23 protein-coding genes are annotated in these 24978 nt (G+C 62.5%); 19 read left to right on the top strand and 4 right to left on the bottom strand.

Annotation, left to right across the window (positions count from 1 at the left end):
• Nucleotides 1–30: 30 nt before the first annotated feature.
• Nucleotides 31–1269, bottom strand: coding sequence for a patatin-like phospholipase family protein (locus AC0969_RS04150; RefSeq protein ID WP_479622876.1), 1239 nt, complete (start codon nt 1267–1269; stop codon nt 31–33).
• Nucleotides 1270–1325: 56 nt separating this feature from the next.
• On the bottom strand, nt 1326–2774 hold the full coding sequence (locus AC0969_RS04145) for an aminotransferase-like domain-containing protein (RefSeq protein WP_479622875.1): 1449 nt from the start codon (nt 2772–2774) through the stop codon (nt 1326–1328).
• An 87-nt stretch (nt 2775–2861) separates the two neighbouring features.
• Here AC0969_RS04145 and AC0969_RS04140 point away from each other — a divergent pair, with 87 nt between their 5' ends.
• Nucleotides 2862–3209: a DUF2917 domain-containing protein gene (locus tag AC0969_RS04140; protein WP_479622874.1), complete on the top strand. Its 348-nt coding sequence runs from the start codon at nt 2862–2864 to the stop codon at nt 3207–3209.
• Here AC0969_RS04140 and AC0969_RS04135 read toward each other — a convergent pair whose 3' ends face one another.
• On the bottom strand, nt 3210–4094 hold the full coding sequence (locus AC0969_RS04135) for a LysR family transcriptional regulator (protein ID WP_479622873.1): 885 nt from the start codon (nt 4092–4094) through the stop codon (nt 3210–3212).
• 99 nt (nt 4095–4193) lie between these two features.
• On the opposite strand from AC0969_RS04135, the gene apbC reads away from it, so the two are divergent.
• From apbC to AC0969_RS04095, 8 genes are all read left to right on the top strand, one after another.
• Nucleotides 4194–5285 (top strand): iron-sulfur cluster carrier protein ApbC, encoded by a 1092-nt coding sequence (apbC, locus tag AC0969_RS04130; protein ID WP_479622872.1) that lies wholly within the window; start codon nt 4194–4196, stop codon nt 5283–5285.
• A gap of 143 nt (nt 5286–5428) precedes the next feature.
• The gene (locus AC0969_RS04125) at nt 5429–7060 is read left to right on the top strand and encodes an OFA family MFS transporter (protein WP_479622871.1); all 1632 of its coding nucleotides are present in this window, start codon (nt 5429–5431) and stop codon (nt 7058–7060) included.
• A gap of 81 nt (nt 7061–7141) precedes the next feature.
• Nucleotides 7142–8671: a Cache 3/Cache 2 fusion domain-containing protein gene (locus AC0969_RS04120; RefSeq protein ID WP_479622870.1), complete on the top strand. Its 1530-nt coding sequence runs from the start codon at nt 7142–7144 to the stop codon at nt 8669–8671.
• 84 nt (nt 8672–8755) lie between these two features.
• Nucleotides 8756–11044 (top strand): FdhF/YdeP family oxidoreductase, encoded by a 2289-nt coding sequence (locus tag AC0969_RS04115; RefSeq protein WP_479622869.1) that lies wholly within the window; start codon nt 8756–8758, stop codon nt 11042–11044.
• Complete coding sequence (locus tag AC0969_RS04110; protein ID WP_479622868.1) at nt 11044–11289, top strand: hypothetical protein; 246 nt, start codon at nt 11044–11046, stop codon at nt 11287–11289. Before AC0969_RS04115 ends, AC0969_RS04110 begins: the two co-directional genes overlap by 1 nt.
• Nucleotides 11290–11291: 2 nt before the next feature.
• The gene (gene fdhD, locus AC0969_RS04105) at nt 11292–12098 is read left to right on the top strand and encodes a formate dehydrogenase accessory sulfurtransferase FdhD (RefSeq protein ID WP_479622867.1); all 807 of its coding nucleotides are present in this window, start codon (nt 11292–11294) and stop codon (nt 12096–12098) included.
• Between the two features lie 137 nt (nt 12099–12235).
• Nucleotides 12236–12676, top strand: a complete 441-nt coding sequence (locus AC0969_RS04100; RefSeq protein WP_479622866.1) for a LexA family protein — start codon at nt 12236–12238, stop codon at nt 12674–12676.
• 4 nt (nt 12677–12680) lie between these two features.
• Nucleotides 12681–13985, top strand: a complete 1305-nt coding sequence (locus AC0969_RS04095) for a Y-family DNA polymerase (protein WP_479622865.1) — start codon at nt 12681–12683, stop codon at nt 13983–13985.
• Nucleotides 13986–14346: 361 nt separating this feature from the next.
• Here AC0969_RS04095 and AC0969_RS04090 read toward each other — a convergent pair whose 3' ends face one another.
• On the bottom strand, nt 14347–15303 hold the full coding sequence (locus AC0969_RS04090; protein ID WP_479622864.1) for a LysR family transcriptional regulator: 957 nt from the start codon (nt 15301–15303) through the stop codon (nt 14347–14349).
• A 117-nt stretch (nt 15304–15420) separates the two neighbouring features.
• Here AC0969_RS04090 and AC0969_RS04085 point away from each other — a divergent pair, with 117 nt between their 5' ends.
• The 10 genes from AC0969_RS04085 (at nt 15421) to AC0969_RS04040 (ending at nt 24831) form a co-directional block, all read left to right on the top strand.
• Nucleotides 15421–16407, top strand: a complete 987-nt coding sequence (locus AC0969_RS04085) for a 2Fe-2S iron-sulfur cluster-binding protein (RefSeq protein ID WP_479622863.1) — start codon at nt 15421–15423, stop codon at nt 16405–16407.
• Between the two features lie 46 nt (nt 16408–16453).
• Nucleotides 16454–17725 carry an aromatic ring-hydroxylating dioxygenase subunit alpha gene (locus AC0969_RS04080; protein ID WP_479622862.1) on the top strand — a complete coding sequence of 424 codons (1272 nt, stop codon included), beginning with the start codon at nt 16454–16456 and terminating at the stop codon, nt 17723–17725.
• A 2-nt stretch (nt 17726–17727) separates the two neighbouring features.
• A complete protein-coding gene (locus AC0969_RS04075) occupies nt 17728–18201 on the top strand; it encodes an aromatic-ring-hydroxylating dioxygenase subunit beta (protein WP_479622861.1) in 474 nt (157 codons plus the stop codon).
• Between the two features lie 9 nt (nt 18202–18210).
• On the top strand, nt 18211–18525 hold the full coding sequence (locus AC0969_RS04070; protein WP_479622860.1) for a non-heme iron oxygenase ferredoxin subunit: 315 nt from the start codon (nt 18211–18213) through the stop codon (nt 18523–18525).
• Nucleotides 18526–18554: 29 nt separating this feature from the next.
• A complete protein-coding gene (locus AC0969_RS04065; protein ID WP_479622859.1) occupies nt 18555–19811 on the top strand; it encodes an NAD(P)/FAD-dependent oxidoreductase in 1257 nt (418 codons plus the stop codon).
• 147 nt (nt 19812–19958) lie between these two features.
• Nucleotides 19959–20666, top strand: coding sequence for a fumarylacetoacetate hydrolase family protein (locus tag AC0969_RS04060; RefSeq protein WP_479622858.1), 708 nt, complete (start codon nt 19959–19961; stop codon nt 20664–20666).
• A gap of 33 nt (nt 20667–20699) precedes the next feature.
• On the top strand, nt 20700–21824 hold the full coding sequence (locus AC0969_RS04055) for a cupin domain-containing protein (protein ID WP_479622857.1): 1125 nt from the start codon (nt 20700–20702) through the stop codon (nt 21822–21824).
• 107 nt (nt 21825–21931) lie between these two features.
• Entirely contained in the window at nt 21932–22933 is a 1002-nt protein-coding gene (locus AC0969_RS04050) for a Bug family tripartite tricarboxylate transporter substrate binding protein (RefSeq protein WP_479622856.1), read from the top strand.
• A 5-nt stretch (nt 22934–22938) separates the two neighbouring features.
• Complete coding sequence (gene maiA, locus AC0969_RS04045) at nt 22939–23586, top strand: maleylacetoacetate isomerase (protein ID WP_479622855.1); 648 nt, start codon at nt 22939–22941, stop codon at nt 23584–23586.
• Between the two features lie 27 nt (nt 23587–23613).
• Nucleotides 23614–24831: a helix-turn-helix domain-containing protein gene (locus AC0969_RS04040; RefSeq protein WP_479622854.1), complete on the top strand. Its 1218-nt coding sequence runs from the start codon at nt 23614–23616 to the stop codon at nt 24829–24831.
• The last annotated feature ends 147 nt before the right edge of the window (nt 24832–24978 follow it).

Here is a 24978-nt window from a genome sequence, read left to right as displayed (position 1 = left end):
GGCGTGCGGCTTTTAGAACAACCCGCGATTTTAGTCGGGCAGCTTTGCATCGGCCCAGCCAAAAAACCGGCATACCTCGGCGCTTTGGGCCTTGGCATCGGCATAGCCCAAGGCCATCAACTCGCGGGTGAAACCGGTCTCGAACAGCAGGTAACTGGCCAGTGCCGAGCCCTTGGCGTCGTCGGTTTGCGAGGACATGCCCAGGCCGCCGAGCATGGTGCGGATGGTGGGCGGCAGGTCGTGCACGTGGCGGGCGGCAATCGCGTCGATGCGCTGGGAGGGGGCGATCAGCAGCATCTCGATCGGGCGCAGCGGGCTGTTGTGGCGCAGGTCGGCGGGGATCAGCGCCAGCGTGGTGTTGATGCGGCGCACCCGTTCTACGTCTACCGCCAGCGCGTCCAGAAAGATGTTGGACAGGGCGTGGCCCGCGATCTGCGCCAGCGAGGGATAGCTGTCAACGGCCAGGGTGGGGGCTTCACCTTTGGGTTCAACCATGCGTCCAGCGCCTATCACTAGGACCTTCTCTGCTCCTAAATGAATAGCGGCTGCCACCGGGGCCGATTGCCGCATGGAGCCGTCGCCGAAGTATTCGGTGTGGGATCGCATCGGCAGCGGCATGGCCGGAAAGACGAACGGAATGGCCGACGAGGCCAGCAGGTGGTCCAGCGTGAGCGGGTCGCGCAGGCCCTGGCGCTGGGTGCGGGTCCAGGGCTGTAGATCGTCGCTGCCCTGGAAGAAGGTCAGGTGCTCGCCCGAGCTGTAGCTCGACGCGGTAACCGCCAACGCCCGCACATGGCCTTGGGTAATCAGGCCGGGCAGGCGCTCCAGCGGCACCATCTTGGCCAGCAATTCGCGCAGGGGGCGGTTGTCGAGCAGGGAGCGGGGCTGCACCTTGCGCCATTTGGCCAGCATCCAGCCCACCGAAAGCAGCGTGAGCCAGCGTGCGCCGCTGCGCATCACACCGATGGGGTCGGTGCGGTAGACCTGGTCCGCCTGCATGTTTTGCCATACGCTGACGATGCGCCGCACCGCCGTGTCAAAGTCATCCGCCCCGCAGGCCAGTGCGGCCGCGTTCAGCGCTCCGGCCGAGGTGCCGGTGATGATGGGGAAGGGGTTGCCTGTGCCCCCTGCGCCGCTGGCCAGGCGCAGGTCGGCAATGGCTTCCAGCACGCCCACCTGGTAGGCCGCCCGGGCCCCACCGCCGGTGAGCAGCAGGCCCACAGCCTGGTTATGGGGCGGCGGCTGGGTGTAAGTGGATGTGAGGGGCATGCCCGATTATGGAAGCCGGTGTCGGCGGTCGGGGGGGGCATTTTGCGGCGAAGTTATCAGGGTTTTCCGTTACGCTGGCGCAGTTGCTCCAGGGTGGTGGCCAGCCAGGCCAGCATGCCGGGGTCTTGGCTGGTGGCGATGTTGATGCCCATCCACGGGCTGGCGGTTTGCTGGAGCGAAAACAGCGCGCCCGGGCGCAGCAGGTAGCCCGCGTCCAGCCCCAGTGCGGCCAGGTGGTTGGTGTCTACCCCCGTGTTGAACCAGCCCAGGAAACCGGCCTGCGGCTGGCTAAAAGCCTGTAGCCCCAGGTCTTGCATGCGTTTGAAGGCCGGTTCGCGCAGGCTGTCTAAGGTGGCGTGTACCCGCTGGCAGTGCTTGCGGTAGCTGCCCTCGGTGAGGGCCTTGTAGACGATGCGTTCATTGATTTCGGGGGTGCTCAGCGAGGTCAACAGCTTGTGGGTGGTCAGGGTATCGACCAGCTCGGCCGGGCCCGCCAGATAGCCCACGCGGATGTTGGGCGCCAGCATTTTGGAGAAGCTGTTCACGTACACCACCCGGCGTAGCTGGTCCAGGCTGGCCAACCGGGTCACGGCCATGCCCGGGGGCAGAAAGTCGGAATAGATGTCGTCTTCGATTACCAGGATGTCGTGGGCCTCGGCCAGCCGCAAGATTTGGTAGGCCGTGGCGGCACTCAACAGGGTGCCGGTGGGGTTGTGCAGCACGGGGTTGAGAAACAGGATTTTGGGTTTGTGCTTTTCCACCAGCGCGGTGAGGGCTTGCACATCGGGCCCTTGCGGGGTGTAGGGCACGCCCACCACCTCTACCCCTTGCAGCCCCAGCAGCGGGTTGCACCAGCCCGGTTCGCCCACCAGCAGGGTGTCGCCCGGGCGCAGCACCATGCGAAAAATCAAATCAATCGCCTGGGCGGCCCCGGTGGTGGTGAGGATTTGCGCCGGATGGGCCTCAATCTCCCGCTCGGCCAGGGTGCGCTGGATTTGTGCCCGCAGCGGCGCGTAGCCTTGGGCCGAAGCCCCCTGCGCCAGCTGCTGGCTGGTGCTGTGGTTGGCCAGCGCCCGCAGGCCCATTTTGAGCAGGTCGCCGCCGCACAGGTCGGGCGGCATATAGCCTGAACCCGGCGACAGGTTCGCCGGAATGCCGCTGGTCATGTTGCGCACCATCCAGCCCATGTTGATGGCCTGCTGGGGTTTGGCGCGGACCGGGGCCGACTTGCTGCGCGGGTTGGTTTGGGCTTCGCGCACAAAAAACCCCGCCCCGCGCCGCGCCAGCAGGTGCCCGCGCGCCACCAGCCGCTCGTAGGCCGCCACCACGGTAAAGCGCGACACACCGCGTTCTTGCGCCAGTTCGCGCACCGACGGCATGCGCATACCGGGGCGAAACACCTGCTGCTGGATGCGCTGCTCGGCCCACTGCACCAGCTGGTCTACCAGGGTAGTCTGTGCGCCCAGGGTGGCGCTGTGGTCGGTAGCGGGGGTGTTGGTGGGCATGGACTGTATTGGTGGATTAGGCAGGCCAGTGGAGTGACGTATCCCGCTAACTGTATTGGTGCTGTATAGGTTACAAGGCTACAGTGAATGCCGTTCCACCGCAAGCCGTGGTGGAGGGTTTTTCAGGAGACGGCGATGGTCAAGATCGAACAGTTTGAACTGCGCACGCCCGAGGTGGTGGCGCTGCGTTTGCCCGCAGGCGCGGTGCTCCGTGTTCGCACCGGCCGCCTGTGGCTGACGCAGGAGGGCTGCACCGAAGACGTGTGGTTGCAGACGCACGGCAGCTGGATTGCGCCGCAGGCGGTGCTGGTGCGGCTGAGTGCCGAGCCGTCGGTGGATTTTCAGATTGCGCAACCTGCTGCGCTGCGCCGCGCTCCGCGCATCCGGCGGGCACCTAAGGGGCTGGGCATGGCTGGGGCCCTGGGGGCGGCCTGATCACGGTTTGCCCGGCAGCAGCCGCTGCACCAGTGGGTGCTGCACCTTCTTTTCGGTGCCGATGGCATAAAAGCGCTCTTCCACCCCGTCGCACGGGCCGATGCGCTGCACGCCAAAGCGGGTGGTTAGCTCGTCGTGCACCCATTCGGCGGCGGCAAACACGCCCATGCCGCCCGCTCCAAAGGTCACTAGCAGGGCGCTGTCTTCAAATTCGCCCACGATGTGCGGTTTGACCCCGATGCGCTCAAACCACTGGTCGATGCGCGGGCGCACTGCCGCGTGGGTGGTGGGCAGCAGCACCGGCACGGTGGCCAGGCTGTGGGGAAAGTTGTGTTGTGCGGCCTCTACCCAGGCCGCAGGCGCGTACCAGGCCATCGCCGAGGTGCCCAGTGCGTGGCTGTAGACCTTGATGTTGGGGTTCGGGGCGGCAGGGCGGTCGGCCAGCACCACGTCCAGCCGGTGCAGGGCCAGGTCGCCCAGCAGGTCGTCGAACTCGTCTTCGTGGCACAGCAGGCGCAGGTGTGGCTCGGGCATCACCGGCTGCAGCAGGCGGCGCACCACCAGCTTGGGCAGGCCCTCCGAGATGCCCACGGCCAGCCGCACCGACGGCGCGCTGATGGCATCGCGCACCACGCTGGGCAGCTCTTCGCCCAACTGGAAGATCAGGTCGGCCTGGCGCATGGCAGCCACCCCGGCTTCGGTCAACACCAGGCCGCGCCCCACGGGTTTGAGCAGAGTCACACCCAGCGAGCGCTCCAGTTCGCGCACCTGGGTGCTCACGGTTTGCACCGCCATGCCCAGGCGGTCGGCGGCGCGGGCCATGCCACCTTCACGGGCAACGACCCAGAAGTAATGCAGGTGGCGGTAGCTGAAGGCTTCGGTCATGGGCTAAGTTTTTCGGTGGGTGGAGTAGGGTGATTCTCTGCTTTTACAAGGGTACTACCGGGCTGCTGGTCTAGACTACCCGGCCCATAGGAGTTATGCATGCTTTTCTCAGAACAACAGGTGCTGGACGCGATCAAAAGCGTGGTAGATGCCAACACCGGCCAAGATTTCGTATCCACCAAGGCCATCCGCCAATTGACCATTCAAGGCGACGATGTCGCTTTTGGCGTGGAGCTAGGCTACCCCGCCAAGAGCCAGCATGCCGCATTGCAAGCCGCATTGACGGCGGCCGTGCAGGCCGTGCCCGGCGTGGGCCAGGTGGCGGTCAGTATCACCACCAAAATCTCCGCCCACGCCGTGCAGCGCGGCGTGCAACTGCTGCCGGGTGTGAAAAACATTGTGGCCGTGGCCTCTGGCAAGGGCGGTGTGGGTAAGAGCACCACCGCCGTCAATCTGGCGCTGGCGTTGGCCGCCGAAGGGGCCTGTGTGGGCCTGCTGGATGCCGATATTTACGGCCCCAGCCTGCCGATGATGATGGGCCTGCAAGGCAAACCCGAGAGCCTGGACGGCAAGACGATGGAGCCCATGCAGAACCACGGCGTGCAGGTCATGTCGATTGGTTTCCTGGTGGACCAGGACCAGGCGATGGTCTGGCGCGGCCCGATGGCCACCCAGGCGCTTGAGCAGCTGCTGCGCCAAACCCACTGGAAAGATCTGGACTATCTGGTCGTCGATATGCCGCCCGGCACCGGGGACATCCAGCTCACCTTGAGCCAGCGCGTGCCCATGACCGGCGCGGTCATCGTCACCACGCCGCAAGACATCGCCCTGTTGGATGCCCGCAAGGGCATCAAGATGTTCGAGAAGGTCGGCGTGCCGATTTTGGGTATTGTGGAAAACATGGCCGTGCATGTATGCAGCAACTGCGGCCATAAAGAGCACATCTTCGGGGCCGATGGCGGCAAAAAGATGGCGGCGGATTACCAGATGGACTACCTCGGCGCGCTGCCGCTGAACATGCAGATCCGCGTCCAGGCCGACGGTGGCCAGCCCACGGTGGTGTCCGAGCCAGAGGGCGAGATAGCCACGCTGTACAAGTCCATTGCCCGCCAGGTGGCGGTGTCTATCGCCGGAAAAAATAAGGATTTTTCGGCTAAATTTCCCTCCATTACGATTTCGAAAAACACCTGATTAGCGTCGTACCGGGTGGAGGTCAGGTGTTTTTAGTGGCCTCTCAAACGGTGAAATTTGATACCCTGGTGACATCGTTGATTGTTACTAATTGTGTAAACTGAAACAACCCGTTTCGGGCATTCAACGCAAGGGAGAAATGAATGGCAGGATTTTTTGACAAGGAACGCACTATTGCGGGCCCTGGTTTCAACCGTTGGTTGGTGCCTCCGGCTGCGCTGGCGATCCATTTGTGCATTGGTATGGCGTATGGCTTTTCGGTTTTTTGGCTTCCGCTGTCCAAGGCGCTAGGCATTAAAGAGGCCATTAAGTGTGGTCCCGATGTGGGTTTTTGGGCTGAACTGTTTACCTCTAGTTGCGACTGGAAGATTTCGACCCTGGGTTGGATGTACACCTTGTTCTTCGTGCTGCTGGGTTCTTCGGCTGCACTGTGGGGTGGTTGGCTGGAGCGCGCAGGTCCGCGTAAAGCCGGTGTGGTGTCCGCCGTATGCTGGTGTGGCGGCATGTTGCTGTCGGCGCTGGGCGTGTACTTGCACCAGTTCTGGCTGATGATTGTCGGCTCGGGCATTATTGGTGGCATTGGCCTGGGGCTGGGCTACATCTCACCGGTGTCTACCTTGATCAAGTGGTTCCCTGACCGTCGCGGCATGGCCACGGGCATGGCCATTATGGGCTTTGGTGGCGGTGCCATGATTGGCTCGCCCTTGGCTGCCGATTTGATGAAGCACTTCGCCACCCCCACCGATGTGGGCGTGGCCCAGACCTTTGTGGTGATGGCGTTGGTGTACTTCGTGTTCATGATGGCGGGTGCGCTCACCTACCGCGTGCCCGAAACCGGCTGGAAACCCGCTGGCTGGACCCCTCCGCCCGCGCAAGTCAATAACACCATGATCACGCAGCGCCATGTGCATGTGAAAAAGGTCTGGGGCATTCCCCAGTTCTGGTTGATCTGGATGGTGTTGTGCATGAACGTGAGCGCCGGTATTGGCGTGATCGGTATGGCTTCGCCCATGTTGCAAGAAGTGTTTGGCGGTTCGTTGATTGGTGTGACCCAAAAGTTTGGTGAGCTCGACAAAGTGCAGCTGGCGGCAATTGCCTCGGTGGCCGCTGGCTTTACCGCATTGCTCAGTCTGTTCAATATCGGTGGCCGCTTTTTCTGGGCCAGTTTGTCCGACAAGATGGGCCGCAAGCTGACCTATGTGGTGTTCTTTGTACTGGGTGGCGCAATGTATTTCAGCGTGCCTGGCAGTGCTTCCGCTGGCAATATCGTGCTGTTTGTCGGCGCGCTGTGTATTATTTTGAGCATGTACGGCGGTGGTTTTGCCACGGTGCCGGCTTACCTTGCCGATTTGTTTGGCACCCAAATGGTGGGCGCTATCCACGGTCGTTTGCTGACCGCCTGGGCGACTGCCGGTGTGCTGGGCCCGGTGGTGGTGAACTACATGCGTGACTACCAACTCGGCTTGGGAATCCCGCGTGAGCAGGTGTACAACCAAACCATGTACATCCTGGTGGGTATGCTGGTGGTGGGCTTGGTGTGCAATCTGCTGGTCAAACCGGTGGCTGACAAGCATTTCATGACGACCGAAGAGCTGGCGCACGAAAAGAAGCTGGCGCATGAAAAAGCCGCCGCTTCTGAAGTCGGTAGCAGCGGCGTAGTGGATGACCACGCCGTGAGCCCTGTGTGGGTTGCTTTGGCTTGGGCTGCTGTGGGCCTGCCACTGGCCTGGGGTGTGTACCGCACGCTGCTCAGCGTAGCTAAGTTCATCCACTAAACCTGCACGCTCTTGCCCGCTATATCGGGCAAGAGCGTGTGTGTGTGGTCTTTGATGGAGTGAACGTAGATGTTTTTTTTGATGACTCTCAAGCAACGGATTGAGTCTGCTGCAACGGCTTTTGCCAAAGCTTTGCCAGACCGGTTTGCACTGGATGTATCTCGGCAAGTCGAGGTGCAGGGCAAATCCACCCCTGTGTTGCGCAATGGCGCACGGGTACTGAATTTAGACTTCGCCATCCCCGACGGATTCACCCAAAGAACCGGGGTGATGGCGACGATTTTTGTGCGCAATGGTGATGACTTCACCCGCATCACCACCTCGGTGCGCAAGCAAGATGGCGCGCGTGCCATCGGCACCCAACTAGACCGCTCCCAGCCCGCCTACCGTTGTGCGCTGGCGGGCCAGCCCTATGTGGGCTACGCCACGATTTTTGGCAAGCAGTGCATGACCCGCTACGACCCGGTGCGCGATGCGTCGGGTCAGGTGGTGGCCGTGCTGTATGTGGGTCTGGATGTGAGCACCATGTCGGGCCTGGGCGTGGCTGGCAAGATGGCGTTGACCCTGTCGCTGGTGGTGGGGGCTGGGCAAGTGGCGTTCCATGCGGCCGTGGGGAGCTTGACCGACCCTGTGTACCTGGGTTTCTCTGTGTTTCTCACCGCTCTGGTGTGGGCGCTGACCTATGGCCTGATGCACCGCCATGTCACGCTGCCTATGCAACAAGGCCGGGAAGCGGCTTTGCGCTTGGCCAGTGGCGATTTGACCAACCAGGTCCATGTGCGCGACCGCGACGACCTGGGCCAGTTGCTGCTGGCCATCAACGGCATCAGCGTGGGCCTGACCGGGCTGGTGGGCAATGTGCGGCAGGCCGCCGCGCTGATGTCCGACGGCAGCCGCGAAATCGCCGACGGCAACAATGACCTGGCGATGCGTACCGAAAAGCAGGCGGGCGAGCTGAACGCCACGGCTTCGGCCATGGAAGAGCTCACGGCCACCGTCATCCAAAACGCCGACAAGGCCAACCAGGTCAATAGCCTGATGGGTGATGTGTCCAGCCTGGCACGCACCAGCGGCGGCATTGTGGGCCAGGTAGTCAACACCATGGGCCAGATCAAGACCAGCGCGACCCGCATCAACGACATCATTGGCCTGATCGACGGCATCGCCTTCCAGACCAATATTTTGGCGCTGAATGCGGCGGTGGAAGCCGCCCGTGCAGGCGAGCAAGGTCGGGGTTTTGCCGTGGTGGCCTCGGAAGTGCGCAGCCTGGCCCAGCGCTCGGCGACCGCCTCCAAAGAAATCCGCACGCTGATCGTGGCCTCGGTCGAAACCGCCAATACCGGTGGTGAACTGGTCGCGCAAGCCCAGCAGGCCATGACCGACATGACCGGCTCCATCCAGCAAGTCGTTGGTTATATCGACGGCATTGCGCTGGCCAGCAACGAGCAGCGCACCGGTATCGAAGATGTCAACCGCAGCGTCGGCGAGATCGACCAGATGACCCAGCAAAACGCCGCGCTGGTCGAGCAGTCGGCCGCTGCCGCCATGAAAATGCGCGAACAAGCATCCATGCTGGGTGCCGCTGTCAACAGCTTTAAAACCCCAGGCTGAACGCTGCTTTAAAGCAAGCCGTATAAACCGGAATGAACAGCCAGACTTGAAGTCTGGCTGTTTTTTTCATGCAAAGGAATCCCCATGAGCGAACAAAAAATCGAGTTTTATACCGGCCCCGCAGGCGGCTGGGGTGCCCTTAAAAGTGTGGGCAAAGCGCTCATACACCAGGATGCCGCGCTCAAAGGTGCCAAAACCCTGCTGTCGGCCAACCAGCCCGACGGTTTTGATTGCCCCGGCTGCGCCTGGCCTGACCGCAACCACGCATCCACCTTTGAATTTTGCGAGAACGGTGCCAAAGCCGTGGCAGCAGAAGCCACAGCGCGCCGCGTCACGGCCGACTTCTTTGCCCAGCACACCGTGGCCGAGCTGGCCACCCAAAGCGACTTCTACCTGGAAGACCAGGGCCGCCTGACCGAGCCGATGGTCTATGACCCGGCCGATGACAAATACCACCCCATCGCCTGGGATGCCGCCTTTGCGCTGGTCGCCCAGCACCTGAACGCGCTGCCCGACCCCAACCAGGCCATCTTCTACACCTCGGGCCGCACCAGCAACGAGGCGGCTTTTCTGTACCAGCTGATGGTGCGTGAATACGGCACCAACAACTTCCCCGACTGCTCCAACATGTGCCACGAGCCCAGCGGCAGCGGCATGCGCGAGAGCGTGGGCATCGGCAAGGGTACGGTCACGCTGGACGACTTCGAGCTGGCCGAGGCCATCTTCGTCTTCGGCCAAAACCCCGGCACCAACCACCCGCGCATGCTGGGCGAGCTGCGCCAGGCCGCCAAACGCGGTGCGCGCATCGTCAGCCTGAACCCACTGCGCGAGCGCGGGCTGGAGCGTTTTGCCGACCCGCAAGACAAACTGCAAATGGCCACGATGGGCGACACCGCCATCAGCACCCACTACTACCAGCTGCGCATCGGTGGCGACTTTGCCTTTGTCAAAGGCATGATGAAGCATTTGGTGGAACTGGAGGACGCTGGCGAGGCCGTGCTAGACCACGCTTTCATAGCCGAGCACACCATTGGTTTCGATGCCATGTTGGCCGACCTGCGGGCCGAATCGTGGGCGTTGCTGGAGTCCGAATGTGGCCTGGGTACTGAGCACATCCGCGCTGCCGCCGAGGTCTACCGCAAAGCCAAGAGCGTCATCGCCTGCTGGGGCATGGGCATCACCCAGCACCAAAACTCGGTGGCTACCATCCAGATGATCACCAACCTGCTGCTGCTGCGCGGCAACATTGGCCGCCCCGGTGCCGGCCCCTGCCCGGTGCGTGGCCACAGCAATGTGCAGGGCGACCGCACGATGGGCATCTGGGAAAAACCGCCTGCCGCCTTGCTGGACAACCTGCAAAAAGTCTTTGGCTTCACCCCGCCGCGCGAGAACGGTTTTGACACCGTCGAAGCCATCCGCGCCATGCTCGACGGGCGCGGCAAAGTGTTCTTCGCACTGGGTGGCAACTTTGCTGCTGCCACCCCTGACACCGTGCAAACCTGGAAGGCCCTGCGCAACTGCGACCTGACCGTCCACGTCACCACCAAACTCAACCGCAGCCACATCGTGCACGGCAAGGCCGCACTGATCTTGCCCTGCCTGGGCCGTACCGAAGTGGACATGCAGGCCGGTGGTGCCCAGGGCGTGACGGTGGAAGACTCGATGAGCATGGTGCACATCTCGGTGGGTATCAACCCGCCCGCGTCCGAGCAACTGCTGTCCGAGCCCGCTATCGTCGCCCGGCTGGCCGCCACCGTGCTGCGCGGCCGCAGCAAAACCCCGTGGCTTTGGCTGCTGGAGGACTACAGCCGCATCCGCGACAAGATTGAAGCCGTGTTCCCCGACTTCAAAGACTTCAACCAGCGCATCCAGGTGCCCGGCGGCTTTCGCTTGCGCAACACCGCCAGCGAGCGGATTTGGAATACCGAGTCGAAAAAAGCCGTCTTTAAAACCCACCAGGTGCCGACCGACACCCCCTTGCAGCGCGCCCGTGCCCGCAAGGGTGACGCCATCGTCTTCGCGCTAATGACCACCCGCTCGCACGACCAGTACAACACCACCATCTACGGTGCCGACGACCGCTACCGGGGCGTGTACGGCCAGCGCCGGGTGGTGTTTGCGCATGCCGAAGACATCCGCGACCTGGGGCTGAAAGACGGCGACTGGATCGACTTCCACACCGTCTGGGACGACGGCGAGGAACGCCGTGCCGACGGCTTTAAGCTGGTGGCCTACAACATCCCGCGTGGCTGCGTGGCGGCCTACTACCCTGAGACCAATCCGCTGGTGCCGCTGTCGTCGGTGGCGGCCAATGCGGGCACGCCCACCTCCAAATGCATCCCGGTGCTGATGCTGCCGCACCAGAAACCGTGATGGACCCGTTACAGCAATCCATCCTGGCGGCGCTGCTACCCGAGGCCGAACCCATTTCGCTGCCCCGCCTGGGCAAACGCCTCGGCCAGGGGGCCAGCGTGCTGATGCGCGCCCTGACCCTGATGGGCCCGGCCACCCTGGGCGGCCAGCCCGGCCCCGGCTGGGTTGCCGTGGCCCTGCACGATGAACGCTGGACGGTGGTGCTGACCGATGCCGGGCGGCAGTTTTGCGCGCAGGAATGCTAGGCATGGCTAATCTGCCCGCCCCGCTGGTCGCCACTCCGGTGCAGCGCTTTCCACAGGGCAATACCGAGTTGTACATCGAGCAGGACATGGTGGCCGCCGAAGTGCCGGTGGCGCTGGTGTTCAACGGCATCTCGCATGCGGTGATGATGGCCACGCCGCAAGACCTGGAAGCCTTCGCCCTGGGCTTTGCGCTGAGCGAGGGCATTCTGGATGCCGTGGCCGACTGCTACGGCATCGAGGTGCAAGCCCATGCCGATGCTGTGGAGGTGCAGCTGGAGGTATCTGCCCGCTGCTTTGCCCGCCTCAAAGAGCGCCGCCGGTCCTTGGCCGGACGCACCGGCTGCGGTGTCTGCGGCATCGACAGCCTGAGTGCATTGGACCTGGACCCTGCGCCCATGCCGCCCCAAGCCTGGGCCACGCAATTGCCGGCAGCCACCGTGCTGCAAGCCATGCAAGCCATGCCCGCCTTGCAAGTGCTGAACGCCGCCTGCGGATCCCTCCACGCCGCTGGCTGGGCCACGCCCGACGGCGTGCTGACCGAGGTGCTGGAAGACGTGGGCCGGCACAACGCGCTGGATAAGCTGCTGGGCCGCTTGGCCCAACAGGGGAGGCTGGGCGAGCCCGGTTTTGTGGTCATGTCCAGCCGCGCCAGTTACGAGCTGGTGCGCAAATGTGCCCGCCTGAACATCGCCGCCCTGGCCACCATTTCGGCCCCCACCGCGCTGGCGATCCAGATTGCCAACACCGCCGGTTTGCAGCTTTGGGGCCTGTGCCGCGACCCGCGCGCGGTGCGCTATACCGCTGTTTAGTATTTGCTATATATTTAATAGCTATTGGCGCAGGTGGTAATTGCGCCAAAGGCATTTTTCATGCCTAAATTTGTCTGTGATTGACCTCTTGCTATTTCGGGCCTTTCAAAAACAGCCACGGCGAATATACTGTATGGATGAACAGTTTTTTTGCCGCCCACACCCCCGTGCCCATCTCCGAGGTGCCGCTGTGGGCGACGCTGCTGGCCAACCGGGTAAGCGCCGGGTTTCCGTCGCCGGCCGAGGACCTGGGCGCCCAGCGGATTGACCTGACCCAGCTGCTGGTGGTGCATGCGCAGGCCACCTACTTTTTGCGGGCCAGCGGCCAGTCGATGGTGGGGGCGGGTATTTTCGATAACGACATTCTGGTGGTCGACCGGGCCATCCAGCCCCGCCACAAGCACATCGTAGTGGCCGTGGTGGACGGCGACTTCACCGTCAAAACCCTGCACCGGCAGGCCGGCCGCATCTGGCTCCAGGCCGCCAATCCCGGCTACCCCGACATCGTGCCCCGCGACGGCCAGACCATCGAGGTCTGGGGCGTGGTGACCAGCAGCATCAAGCAATTCAGCGTGTAGCCCCATGTACGCCCTGGTCGATGGCAACAATTTTTATGTGAGCTGCGAGCGGGTGTTCCGCCCCGGCCTGCATGGCCGCCCGGTGGTGGTGCTGAGCAACAACGACGGCTGCGCGATTGCCCGCAGCAACGAGGCCAAGGCACTGGGCATCAAGATGGGGGCGCCGTGGTTCAAGATCCGGCACATGGCCGATACGCACGGGCTGGTGGCCTTGTCGGCCAACTTTGCCCTGTATGGCGACCTGAGCGACCGCATGATGAGCCTGGCGGCCGGGCTGGGGCCGGGCCAGGAGGTGTATTCGATCGACGAAAGCTTCATCGACCTGGCCGGCGTGCGCGGCGACCTGGTGGCGCGGGCGTACAAAATCCGCGCCCGCATCCTGCAATGGGTGGGCATTCCCTGCGGCATTGGCATGGGCCCCACCAAAACCCTGGCCAAGCTGGCCAACCACGTGGCTAAAACGGCCGAGCGTACGCCCGGCAGCTACCCGGCGCATTTGGCGCAGGTCTGCAACTTGGCGGCCCTGGCCCCGGCGGAATGGGCCGCAGTGCTGGGTGCCACGGCGGTGCAGGACGTGTGGGGCGTGGGTCGGCGCATTGGCGCCCAGCTAGAAAAAATGGGTGTTACCACCGCGCTACAGCTGGCCCGGCTGGAGCCGGCGATGGTGCGGGCCCGCTGGTCGGTGGTGCTGGAGAGCACGGTGCGCGAACTGCAAGGCACGCCGTGCTTCACGCTGGACACCGCCCCCGCGCGCAGCCAGCAGATCGCCTACACCCGGTCGTTTGGGCAGCCCGTGTCCAGCCTGGTGGAGCTACAACAGGCGGTGACCGAATTCGCCAGCCACGCAACCGCCAAGCTGCGCGCCCAGGCCAGCCTGGCCAGCCAAGTGCTGGTCTATATCCGCACCAGCCCGTTTCGGCACGAGGCCCAGTTCAGCCGCTCCTGCACCGTGCCGCTGCTGCGGCCCAGCGCCGATACCACCGTGTTGGTGGGCGCGGCCTTGGATGGTTTGCAGGCCATTTACCAGCCCGGATTTTTGCTGTCCAAGGCCGGGGTGATGCTGCTGGACCTGCAGCCCGACCCGCAGCAGCAGGGCGAACTGGCGCTGCACAGTGAACCCACTGCGCCGCCAGACCGCCGCCGCTTGATGTCCGCACTGGATAGTTTGAACCAGCGCTACGGCCGGGGTACGGTGCTGCTGGGCAGCGCCGGTTTAGCCGGGGCAGCGCGCACCTGGTCCATGAAGCAAGAACTCCGCTCCACCGGCTACACCACCTGCTGGCAGGGCTTGGCGGTGGCCCGGGCCTGAGCGGCCACGGTTTTTTGAATGCTATATAAAAAATAGCTACTAGCGTAGGTGGTACTTGCGCTAGCGGCCTATTTCTTATAAATTTTTGTACCGACTCAGGTCCCAATGGAGCCTGAGGCAAAACCTACAGCTCAACTAGCCCAAGAGGGCTGAATCGGCTGGCCCTTGAAGACGCAGATGAGGCCATCAAACAAACATGCCTGCTGCTTGCGTATGGTTTGCAGATACGAGCGGATGGTGAAGAACGTCGTGGCGCCCGCGTCCGTGCGACAAGCAGCCCGACACCTTCTGGCGAATCTTGACAGTACGCCAGATGGCCAAGAGGCAGCCAGTCTTGCAGAGCTGCCCGAGGCAACTGTGGTCACTTGGATGGGGGTTTTCTGCGTGCCGTGAGTGAAGGTGATTTATCGCCATCGCGATCGGCAAAAAGTTCCACAAAGAGCTGCCTGATCCACATGTTGGCAGGATCTCGGTTGAACTTCGCATGCCAAAAAAGATTAATGGCAATGTCGGGCAGGCGCGCCGGGTGCGGTGAGGTGACCAGGCTAAACGGAGCCTCGCAGCGTTCGGCGAAGCGTTCTGGCAGGGTGGCGATGAGATCCGTGTTCTGTAGTACGTGTCCCACTGCTATGAAATGCGGCAGCATTAACCGCATATTGCGTTTGATGCCGGCGCGCTCCAGCAGGTTATCGACTTCACCGTGCCCTGTATTTGCCGCCACGACACCGACATGGTCCAACTCTGAAAATTGCTTGAGCGTCATAGGTGATTTGGCCAGGGGGTGGTCTTTGCGAAAGACGCAGACATACCTGTGGCGAAACAGCCGGCGCTGAAAGAAGCCTGCTTGGAGGTTGGGCAACAGCCCCAACGCCAGGTCGACTGTGCCGGACTCCAGGTCTTCCTTCAGGTTTGCGGAGTAGGGGCGCACGGTGCTGATCCGCAAATGGGGCGCTAGCTTGGACAGGGCCACCATCAGGGGTGGCATGAAGTACATCTCGCCGATGTCGGTCATGGCCAGTTGGAAGCTGCGGGTACTGGTGAGCGGATCAAACGTGTCCCGTGTGGTGAACGCTGTTTGTAGCGCATTCAACGCATAAATAACCGGTTCTGCCAGATGCAGCGCATAGGGCGTCGGCTCCATGCCGCGTGAGGTCCGCAAAAATAGTTCGTCCTTCAGCACGGCGCGTAGGCGCTTGAGAGCATTGCTGACAGCGGGCTGCGTCAAGCCCAGTTTCTCGGCGGCGATGGATACGCTGCGGTCCAGCAGCAACTGGTTGAAGACCAGCAACAGGTTCAGGTCAATTTCACGCAGTTCCATAGAGCACCCCATTATTCACGTTGGTGATTTTATCTATTGGTTTTGCGTTATCGACTTATATGACGCAAGTCTCCAGAATCGCTACAAACAGGAGACAAAGGCATCCGCCTTCAAAACATGGAACTCGTTCTAGAACCCCTCAACGTGCGCTTGAACGTGGATCGCGGAAGCAATCTGCTGGACGTGCTCAGGGCGGGTCAATTTCCGATTTCCTATAGTTGCATGTCGGGCCGTTGCGGCATTTGCCGTTGCCGGGTACTGTCTGGCCAGGTGCGTAATAGCGGCCCCGAGGCGGGTAGACCCCATTCGGGCAAGGCCGACTACGTGTTGGCCTGCCAGACGGTGCTCATGGATGACTGCACCATCGAATTGCCCGAGGTGGACGAGGTCGTGGTTCACACCGCCCGCATTGTGAAGGGCACAGTCACTGCCATCGAAGCGGTTACCCATGACATCCGACGTATCCGCGTGAAGTTGGCCAAGCCGATTTCATTCAGCGCAGGTCAGTTTGCCATGGTCGAATTCACGCCTGAACACATTCGGCCTTACTCCATGGCCGGTTTGCACGACGACGGTGAATGGGAGTTCCAGGTTCGCCGCGTTCCCGATGGTCGGGTAACAGCCTTCATCTTTGACGAATTGACGGTGGGGGCAACTCTTCGCATCAGCGGCCCAATGGGTACTGGCTACCTGCGCACACAGCACCCCGGCCCCATGCTTTGTGTCGGTGCGGGTACTGGCCTGGCGCCCACCCTGTCCATCGTGCGAGGTGCATTGGCTGCCGGCATGGACAACCCCATTCACCTGTACTTTGGCGTGCGCAGTGCAAAAGATGTGTACGACGCAGATCGCATGCAAGCACTGGCCGCTGCGCATCCGAATGTGAGAGTTCACATCCTCGTGGCCACCGGCGCGGCCCGCACGGGCCAACGCAGCGGCCTGGTCACCGATGCCATTGGAGGGGACCTTGGAACCCTGAAGGGCTGGCGCGCATATCTGTGCGGCCCTCCGGCCTTGGTCGATGCCCTCAACCTGTTCGTGACCCGACTGGGCATAGAGCCCGGCCACGTCCATGGGGATGCCTTCTATCCCAGCGGTGTCTGAAACGCACCAGATTTATTGACACCCAAGCAACTAAAGGAGACAAGTAATGCGTGAAACCAATACCGTGTTCCCCGAAAGCCCTACGTGGCCGGAAGAGGGAAACAGCCGTGTGCCATTTTGGGCCTACACCCAAGAGGATTTATATAAGAAGGAACTGGATCGCCTGTTCTACAACAACCACTGGTGCTACGTTGGCCTGGAAGCGGAAGTCCCGAATGCGGGCGACTTCAAGCGCACCGTCATAGGCGAGCGCTCGGTACTGCTGGTGCGAGACAAAGATGGCTCCATCCATGTGGTTGAGAACGTCTGCGCACACCGCGGTATGGCTTTCTGCCGCGAACGGCATGGCAACCGCGAGAGCCTGACCTGCCCCTACCACCAGTGGAACTACACGCTGTCGGGCGATCTGCAGGGCGTGCCGTTCCGCCGTGGTGTCAAGCAGGACGGTAAGGTCAACGGAGGTATGCCGGCGGACTTCAAACCATCTGACCATAACCTCACCAAGCTCAAGGTCGCCACGCGGGGCGGCGTGGTTTTTGCCTCGTTCGACCACGGCGTGGAGCCGCTGGAAGACTTCCTCGGCCCGGTGATCACCGGCTACTTCGATCGGCTGTTTGACGGGCGCAAGCTGAAGATCCTGGGCTACAACCGCCAGCGCATTCCGGGCAACTGGAAGCTGATGCAGGAGAACATCAAGGACCCCTACCACCCAGGGCTGCTGCACACCTGGTTCGTCACCTTCGGGCTCTGGCGCGCCGACAACAAATCGCAGTTGCTGATGGATGCGCACCACCGCCATGCGGCTATGGTGTCCACGCGGGGTACCGCCGGCAAGGCCTCCGACAAAGCCTCTGACGTGACGCAGGTTTCGAGCTTCAAGGCCAACATGGAGTTGAATGATCCGCGCTTCCTGGACATCGTTCAAGAGCCTTGGTGGGGCGGGCCGACCGCCGTGATGATGACGGTCTTTCCGAGCGTCATCTTCCAGCAGCAGGTCAACAGCGTGTCTACCCGCCATATCCAACCCGATGGCCATGGGGCGTTCAACTTCGTATGGACCCACTTCGGCTTTGAGGACGACAGCGAGGAGATGACGCAGCGCCGCCTGCGCCAGGCCAATCTGTTCGGCCCGGCAGGGTTTGTATCGGCAGATGACGGCGAGGTCATCGAATGGTCGCAGGAAGGCTTCGAAACCAAGCCCTCGCACCGCACGCTCGTCGAGCTTGGGGGGCGTGAGGTGGGCGACGCAGACCACATGGTCACTGAGACGCTGATCCGCGGCATGTACGAATACTGGCGCAAAGTGATGGAGGCATGATGATGGACTTACAGAACTACTTCGAATTGACCCAGCTGTACGGCCAGTACGCCTCGGCCTTGGACGCGGCTGACTGGGATGCCTGGCCCGAGTTTTTCATTGAAGACTGCGTATACAAACTGCAGCCACGTGAAAACTACGACCGTGGGTTCCCGTTGTCGACGCTGGCCTTCGACAGCAAAGGAATGCTCAAAGACCGTGTCTATGGCATTCGGGAGACGCTGTTTCACGATCCCTATTACCAACGCCATGTAGTTGGTGCTCCGGTCGTGCACAAGGTGGATGCGGACGGTCGCATCCACTGCGAAGCCAACTACGCAGTGTTTCGCACGCGCCTGTCCAAGGAGTCAACCGTATTCAATGTCGGCCGCACGCTGGATGTGGTGGTTCGCACGCCGGAGGGCCTGAAGTTTGCCTCTCGCCTGGTCATCTACGACAGCGAGATGATTCCCAACTCGTTGATCTACCCCATCTAAGGTGCCAATATGACCACACACTGGATCGATGCAGCCGCCCAAGATGAGGTGCCGCAGGACGATGTCATGGGCCTGGCCATTGCGGGCCGCGATATTGCGCTGTACGGCGTGGACGGCGAAGTCTTCGCTACCGACAACATTTGCACCCACGGACACGCACGGCTGTGCGATGGTTTCCTGGATGGCTTTGAGATCGAATGCCCGCTGCACCAGGGCAAGTTCGACGTGCGCTCGGGACAGCCGACCTGCGCCCCGGTGACCACGGCGTTGCGAAGTTATCCCGTGAAGATCGAGGCTGGCCGCGTCTGGCTGGCCCTCGACTGACACGTAGCCCACACCACAAGGAGACCCGTATGAATGCTGTTGAGCGACCTGAGGTCGCAGCCGCTGCGCACCCGAACGCAACCATTGTGATCGTTGGTGCCGGGCAAGCGGGTGGCTGGGCCGCCCAGACACTGCGCAAGGAGGGATTTGCCGGACGGGTAGTCCTGATCGGCGACGAATTACACCCACCCTATGAGCGACCGCCTTTGTCCAAGGCGGTCTTGTCCGGCGAGGCATTGCCCGAAAGCACCCGGCTGATGACACCCGAGGCCTTTGATGCGCTGGCGCTCGACTGGATGCCCGGCGCCCGGGTCGGTCGTATCGATCGCGCAAGCAAGCAGGTCATGCTGGCCGACGGCACGGCGGTGGCGTACAACAAGCTGATCCTGTGCACCGGTGGTCGGGCGCGTCAGATTTCCCTTGCGGGTGCAGATAAGGTGCAACTGCATACCTTGCGCACCATTGAGGACGCGCTAGCCTTGTCGCCAGTCCTGGCGCCGGGGCACAGCGTGGTGGTGATCGGCGGCGGCTGGATCGGCCTGGAGGTTGCCGCCACGGCACGCCTGCGCGGTGCCGAGGTGGTGGTCGTCGAAACCCAGAGCCGTCTGTGCGAAAGAACGGTGCCGACCGAGATATCGGAACACCTGTTGGCGCTGCACGGTGCGCAAGGGACGCGGGTGCTGCTTGGCGCGGGCGTCAGTGGCTTTGCGCAGAACGCCGATGGCCGTTCGCTGGTTCAGCTCAGTGACGGCAGTGTGCTGGCCTGTGATGCCATCGTGCTGGGCATCGGCCTGGTGCCGAACGACGAACTGGCGCGGGAGGCGGGCCTGGATTGCGATGGCGGTGTGCTGGTCGATGCGCGCTGCCAGAGCTCCGACCCAGATATCTTGGCCGCAGGCGATGTCGCTGTGGCCGCCAACCCCTGGGCCGGGCGTCGGCTCCGGCTTGAATCCTGGCAAAACGCCCAAGAGCAGGGTATCGCTGCTGCACGTTCAGCCCTGGGGCTCGCGGTGGACTACCAGCCGCTGCCCTGGTTCTGGTCCGACCAGTACGGTATGAACCTGCAAATCTACGGCATGCCCATGCCTACCCACCGGGTTGTGCGGCGCGGCGATCCTGCGTCCGGCAGTTTTGTGTTGTTCTATCTGGCCGACGACGTGATCCAGGCGGCGATCGGACCCAACGCCGCACGCGACCTGCGATTTGCGCGTCGGCTGATTGAGCAGCGAAAACCGGTGGATACCGAGCGCTTGGCAGACCCCAACACCCCCATGTCCAAGCTCTGATAGAGCTGGCCCCATTCATAACGGATCGATCACCGCAAATCGGCTATAGCGTAGCGCCCAGCTCTACGTACCGATTCGGCAATGGCTCCTACCCGCGCAGCATTCGCTAGTTACTTTTTTCTCCCACCCACCCTCAAAGGAAATCCTATGACCGCGACCACCTACCTCTGGACCCCACCTCCCGTTTATTCCCTACCTGTGCGCGGCCGCAGCGAGCGTCTGCCCATCAACCGACTGTTCTTTGTCGGCCGCAACTACCACGCGCACGCGGTAGAGATGGGCCGCCCCGTGGACAAGTCGGTCGAGGTGCCGTTTTACTTCACCAAGGCACCATCGACCCTGGTCGAGTCCGGTGCCACAGTGGCCTATCCACCTGGCACCCAGGACTACCACCACGAGATGGAGCTGGTGCTGGCCATCGGCGCCCCAGGTTTTCGCGTGAGTGAAGCCGACGCGCCCAGCCTGATCTATGGTTACGCCTGCGGCCTGGACATGACGCGACGCGACCTGCAACTCGTGGCCCGTGAGAAGGGCCGGCCCTGGGACCTGGGTAAGGACGTGGAAGAGTCCTCCATCGTCTCGGAGATCGTGCCCTTGCCGAACACGGTGCTGAGCCAGGGCGACTTGTCGATGTCGGTCAACGGCAAGGTGCGGCAGAAGTCGGACCTCTCCAAGCTGATCTGGAACATCCCCGAGTTGATTGCCGATCTGTCCAAGTTCTACCACCTACAGCCTGGCGACCTGGTCTTCACCGGCACGCCCGAAGGCGTGAGCGCCGTGCAGGCGGGCGACCGCATCGAGGGCCAGATCGAAGGCGTCGGCGGCATCGTGCTGAACGTCGGCCCGGCCGAATGACACATCGCTGAACAAAGAGGAGACAAGCCCACCATGATCACCGACCTGACGCCTTCCCCCGTGCGGCTACATGCCGTTGCGGGCCACGGCCAACCCGATCCCTCGCCCGCATTGGAGCAGTTGTACCGCGGCTTCGAACAGGAGCTGCTCGTGCCGCTGTGGACCGAGATCGGAGACCTGATGCCCCGGCATCCGAAGTCCAAGGCCGTGCCGCACCTGTGGCGCTGGAGTCGGCTGAAGGCCCTGGCCGCGCAGGCCGGTGAAATCGTACCCGTGGGCCGTGGCGGTGAGCGCCGCGCCATCGCGCTGGCCAACCCGGCCCTGGGCGGAAGGCCCTTCGCCACGCCCACGCTGTGGGCCGCCATCCAGTACCTGATGCCGGGGGAAGATGCGCCGGAGCACCGCCACACGCAGCATGCTTTCCGCTTCGTGGTGGAGGGCGAGGGTGTGTGGACGGTGGTCAATGGCGACGCGGTGCGCATGTCGCGCGGCGACTTCCTGCCGCAGGCCGGTTGGAATTGGCACGCCCACCACAATGCCGCCACCGAGCCGATGGCCTGGATCGATGGCCTGGACATCCCGTTCTCGTACTACACCGAGAGCCAGTTCTTCGAGGTGGGCCGCGAGAAGATCTCACCGGCCGAGCGCACTACGGCCGAGCGTTCGTTCTCCGAGCGGCTCTGGGGCCACCCCGGGCTGCGCCCGGTCTCCAGTCTGGGGGCTCAATCCGCCACGCCACTCCTGGCCTACCGCTGGGTCGACACCGACCGGGCGCTGGCCGACCAGCTCGCGCTGGAGGCCGAGGGCCAGGCCGGCACGCTGAGCCCCGGCCACGCGGCCGTGCGTTTCACGAATCCGACCACCGGTGGCGATGTGCTGCCGACCATGCGCACCGAGATGCACCGCGTGCGTGCGGGCGCTGCGACGCGGGTGCAGCGCGAAGTGGGCTCGTCCGTGTTCCAGGTGTTTGATGGGGGCGGCAGCGTCACGGTGGGTGAGCGCACCTGGCAGGTGGAACGTGGCGACCTGTTCGTCGTGCCCTCGTGGCAACCGTTCTCGGCGCAGGCATCCAACGGTGGCGCGCTGGACCTGTTCCGCTTCAGTGACGCGCCCATTTTCGAGGCGCTGCATGCGCATCGGGCCGAAGTCACCGGCTAAAAAGCGGCCCGCAACGCGCACACCCATCGGATATCCAACCCAACCCCATCCAGCCAGCCATCTTTCACCCGGCCGAGTTCGGCCATTAATTCAAGAGAGACTCAGCCATGCACACCACCGATCAAACACCGATTTTTCGTTTTGCCATTCCGCTCTGCGCCGCTTTCCTCATGGGCACCACGTACCTGTCTAGCGCCATGGCGCAGACTTTCCCCACCAAGCCGGTGCGGTCGGTGGCGCCTTACTCGCCCGGCAGTGGTCCCGACGCGGTGATGCGCATCCTCAGCGACAAGTTGTCGCGCAGCTGGGGTCAGCAACTCGTGATCGACAACAAGCCCGGTGCCAATGGCTTCATTGCAATCGCAGACGCCAAACGGGCCGCACCAGACGGCTATACCGTGCTGCAGGTGGACAACACGCACATGGCCCTGGCACCGCACCTGTTCAAGCAGTTGCCCTATGACCCGGTGAAGGACTTCGAGCCGGTTGCACCGATCTACTTCACCAACTTCTTCGTCGTTGTGGCCGCCAATTCGCCGTGGAAGGATGTGGGCGACCTGATCAAGGCGGCCAAGGCCGCGCCCGGCGACATTACCTATGGCTCATGGGGTATCGGCAGCGTTGCCCATGTTGGAGCAGCCATGCTCGAGGCGGCGACAGACACGAAGATGCTGCACGTCCCATTCAAGGACATGGGAAATGTCTACACCTCTGTTGCGACCGGTGATATCAAGTGGGCGTTCGGTACGGCAGCGACCGCCGGGCCGATGTACCAAGCGAAGAAGGTCAAGTTTCTGGCGTTTGCTGCACCCAAGCGGCTGCCGGGCTACGCCGATGTGCCGACGGTCAGCGAGGCAGGCGGCCCGGCTGGGTTCGAGGTGAAGACTTGGGTCGGCCTGTTCGCCCCCACCGGCACCCCCAAGGCGGCCATCGACAAGTTGAATGCCGATGTTGGCAAGGTGATGGCAACCGCCGAGGTCAAGGAACGCCTGGCCACCTTCGGCTTCGAACCTTTTGTCGGTGCGCCCGGTGAACTCACCAAGGCCATGGAACGTGATTCGCGCATGTTCAGTGAAATCGTCAAACGCGCCAAAATTTCTCTGGATTGATGACGATGAAACTCTATAACTTTTTTCGCAGCGGCACCTCGCACCGGCTGCGCATTGCGCTCAACCTCAAAGGTCTGGCCTACGAGTATGCGGCGGTAGATTTGCGCAAGAACGAACACCTGGGAGCGGCCTTCAAAGCCCTCAATCCGCAGGGCCTGGTACCCGCGCTGGTAGATGCAGACCAGGTGCTGACACAGTCCGTAGCCATCATCGAGTGGCTGGAAGAGCGCTACCCCACGCCTGCGCTGCTGCCCACCGACCAGAACGACAGGGCCCGCGTGCGTGCGCTGGCAGCGGTGGTGGGCTGCGACATCCATCCGGTCAACAACAAGCGCATTCTGGACACACTGCGCACCAGTTTTGGTGCAGACGAAGCAGCCATCAACCACTGGTGTGGCACCTGGATCAGCGATGGTTTTGATGCGTATGAGGCCCTACTGGCGGCAGATACCCGGCGTGTTGGCTACAGCTTTGGCGCTGCACCCACCGTGGCCGATGCGTACCTGATTCCGCAAATTGACAGCGCACGCCGCTTCAAGGTGGACCTGGGACGCTGGCCACTGATCATGGAAGTGGATGCGAACTGCAGCGCCCTGGAGGCTTTCCAGCGGGCAGCACCCATGGCGCAACCCGACGCCCCGCAATTGGCTTAGCATCAGCCTCTTCTTGAAAGATCGGCCATGCAATCCCTCTTCTTTTCTACCCAGGCGGACCGGATTGCACTGGCGCGGCGGCGCTATTTTGAAGAGGGTGAGCTGTGCTCAGGCATTGTCAGCGAGGCCGTGTTCCAGTCTTGGGCCCGGTGTTTGCGGCAAAAGCAGGACCCGCGCGCGCAGCTGGAGTTTCAGCCAGTGTCGGCCAGCCGGTCGCAGCTGGCTTTGCAAAAGAACCGCCTGCTGCGCGATGCCTGGCTGGCAGAAGCCAGCGAGCTCGACGCAGTGCTGGGGGCCACGAACTGTGGTGCCATGCTGGCCGACCCCAGCGGCGTGCTGATCGGGGCTACCTCTTCCCGGCGTGTGCATGAAAAGATCACGCCGGTGGCGCATCGCATCGGTGTCAACTTCGCAGAAGAGGCCGTAGGCACGACCGCTCCCGGTATTGTGGCGCGGACCGGCAAGCAGGCGTGTGTACAGGGTGCTGAGCACTTCTCCGAGAGTGTCAACTTCATGCACTGCGCTGCAGCACCGATTCGCGACATCCATGGCAATCTGGCCGGTGTGCTGGACCTGTCTAGCGAAGGCATTGCCTTTAATTTTGATGTGGCATCGGTCGTGGGCCTTTACGCGTCTTCGATCGAAAACCGTCTGCTGGTGTCGCAGTCCAATGAGCACCTGATCGTGCGTTTCCAGATTTCCCCGGCCATGCTGGATACCCCCTTGGCCGGTCTGATGGGCGTGGACATGCAAGGGCACATCGTCTGGCGCAATGCTGCTGCGTCCAGGCTCTTGGGGTTGCGACCAGAGGGCGAACAGACCGGGCACAGCAAAGTGGACGAGATTTTGCAAAGCAGCTTTGCGGAGCTAGCCTCCGTCCGTGGCTCCCGCCCGTCCTTGTTGCGTCTACCCAATGGACTACAGGTGCATGTGCGTTGCGAACTACAGGCGCGCGACGGACACCCGCAAGTGTTTGCTGTCGGGCACTCTGCACCCGTCGCTCGGGCAGAGTACCTCCGTACAGATGCTGTGCTGCCCGCTGTGAGCGCGCCGGAGGACACGTCGGTGCCGCCTTCGGTCGCACAGGCAGAGCCAGGTGAGCCAGCCGAGTCGGCAAGCCTGCGTGATGCTGATGTGGATTTGATTGCCAGAACGCTTAAGGAGTGTGGTGGCAATGTATCTGCAGCGGCTAAAAAACTGCGTGTGTCTCGCGGACTGATTTACCGCCGGATTCAGGTTACGTAAATCGCTACAGCGTAGGGCCAGCGGGCCCGATGTCCATTCCTTTTTGGGCTGCAGTTGTTCTCATATGGAACAACTAGCGTCTAGGGAAATCCCGATGTATTTGAATCTTTAGCAAGTTTCTAAAGTTGGCTTCAGTGGCGCAGTGTG

The sequence above is a fragment of the Rhodoferax sp. LB1P47 genome (assembly GCF_056521445.1).
Note: the sequence above shows the minus strand (reverse complement) of the source record. Positions and strands in the feature narration are given on the sequence as shown.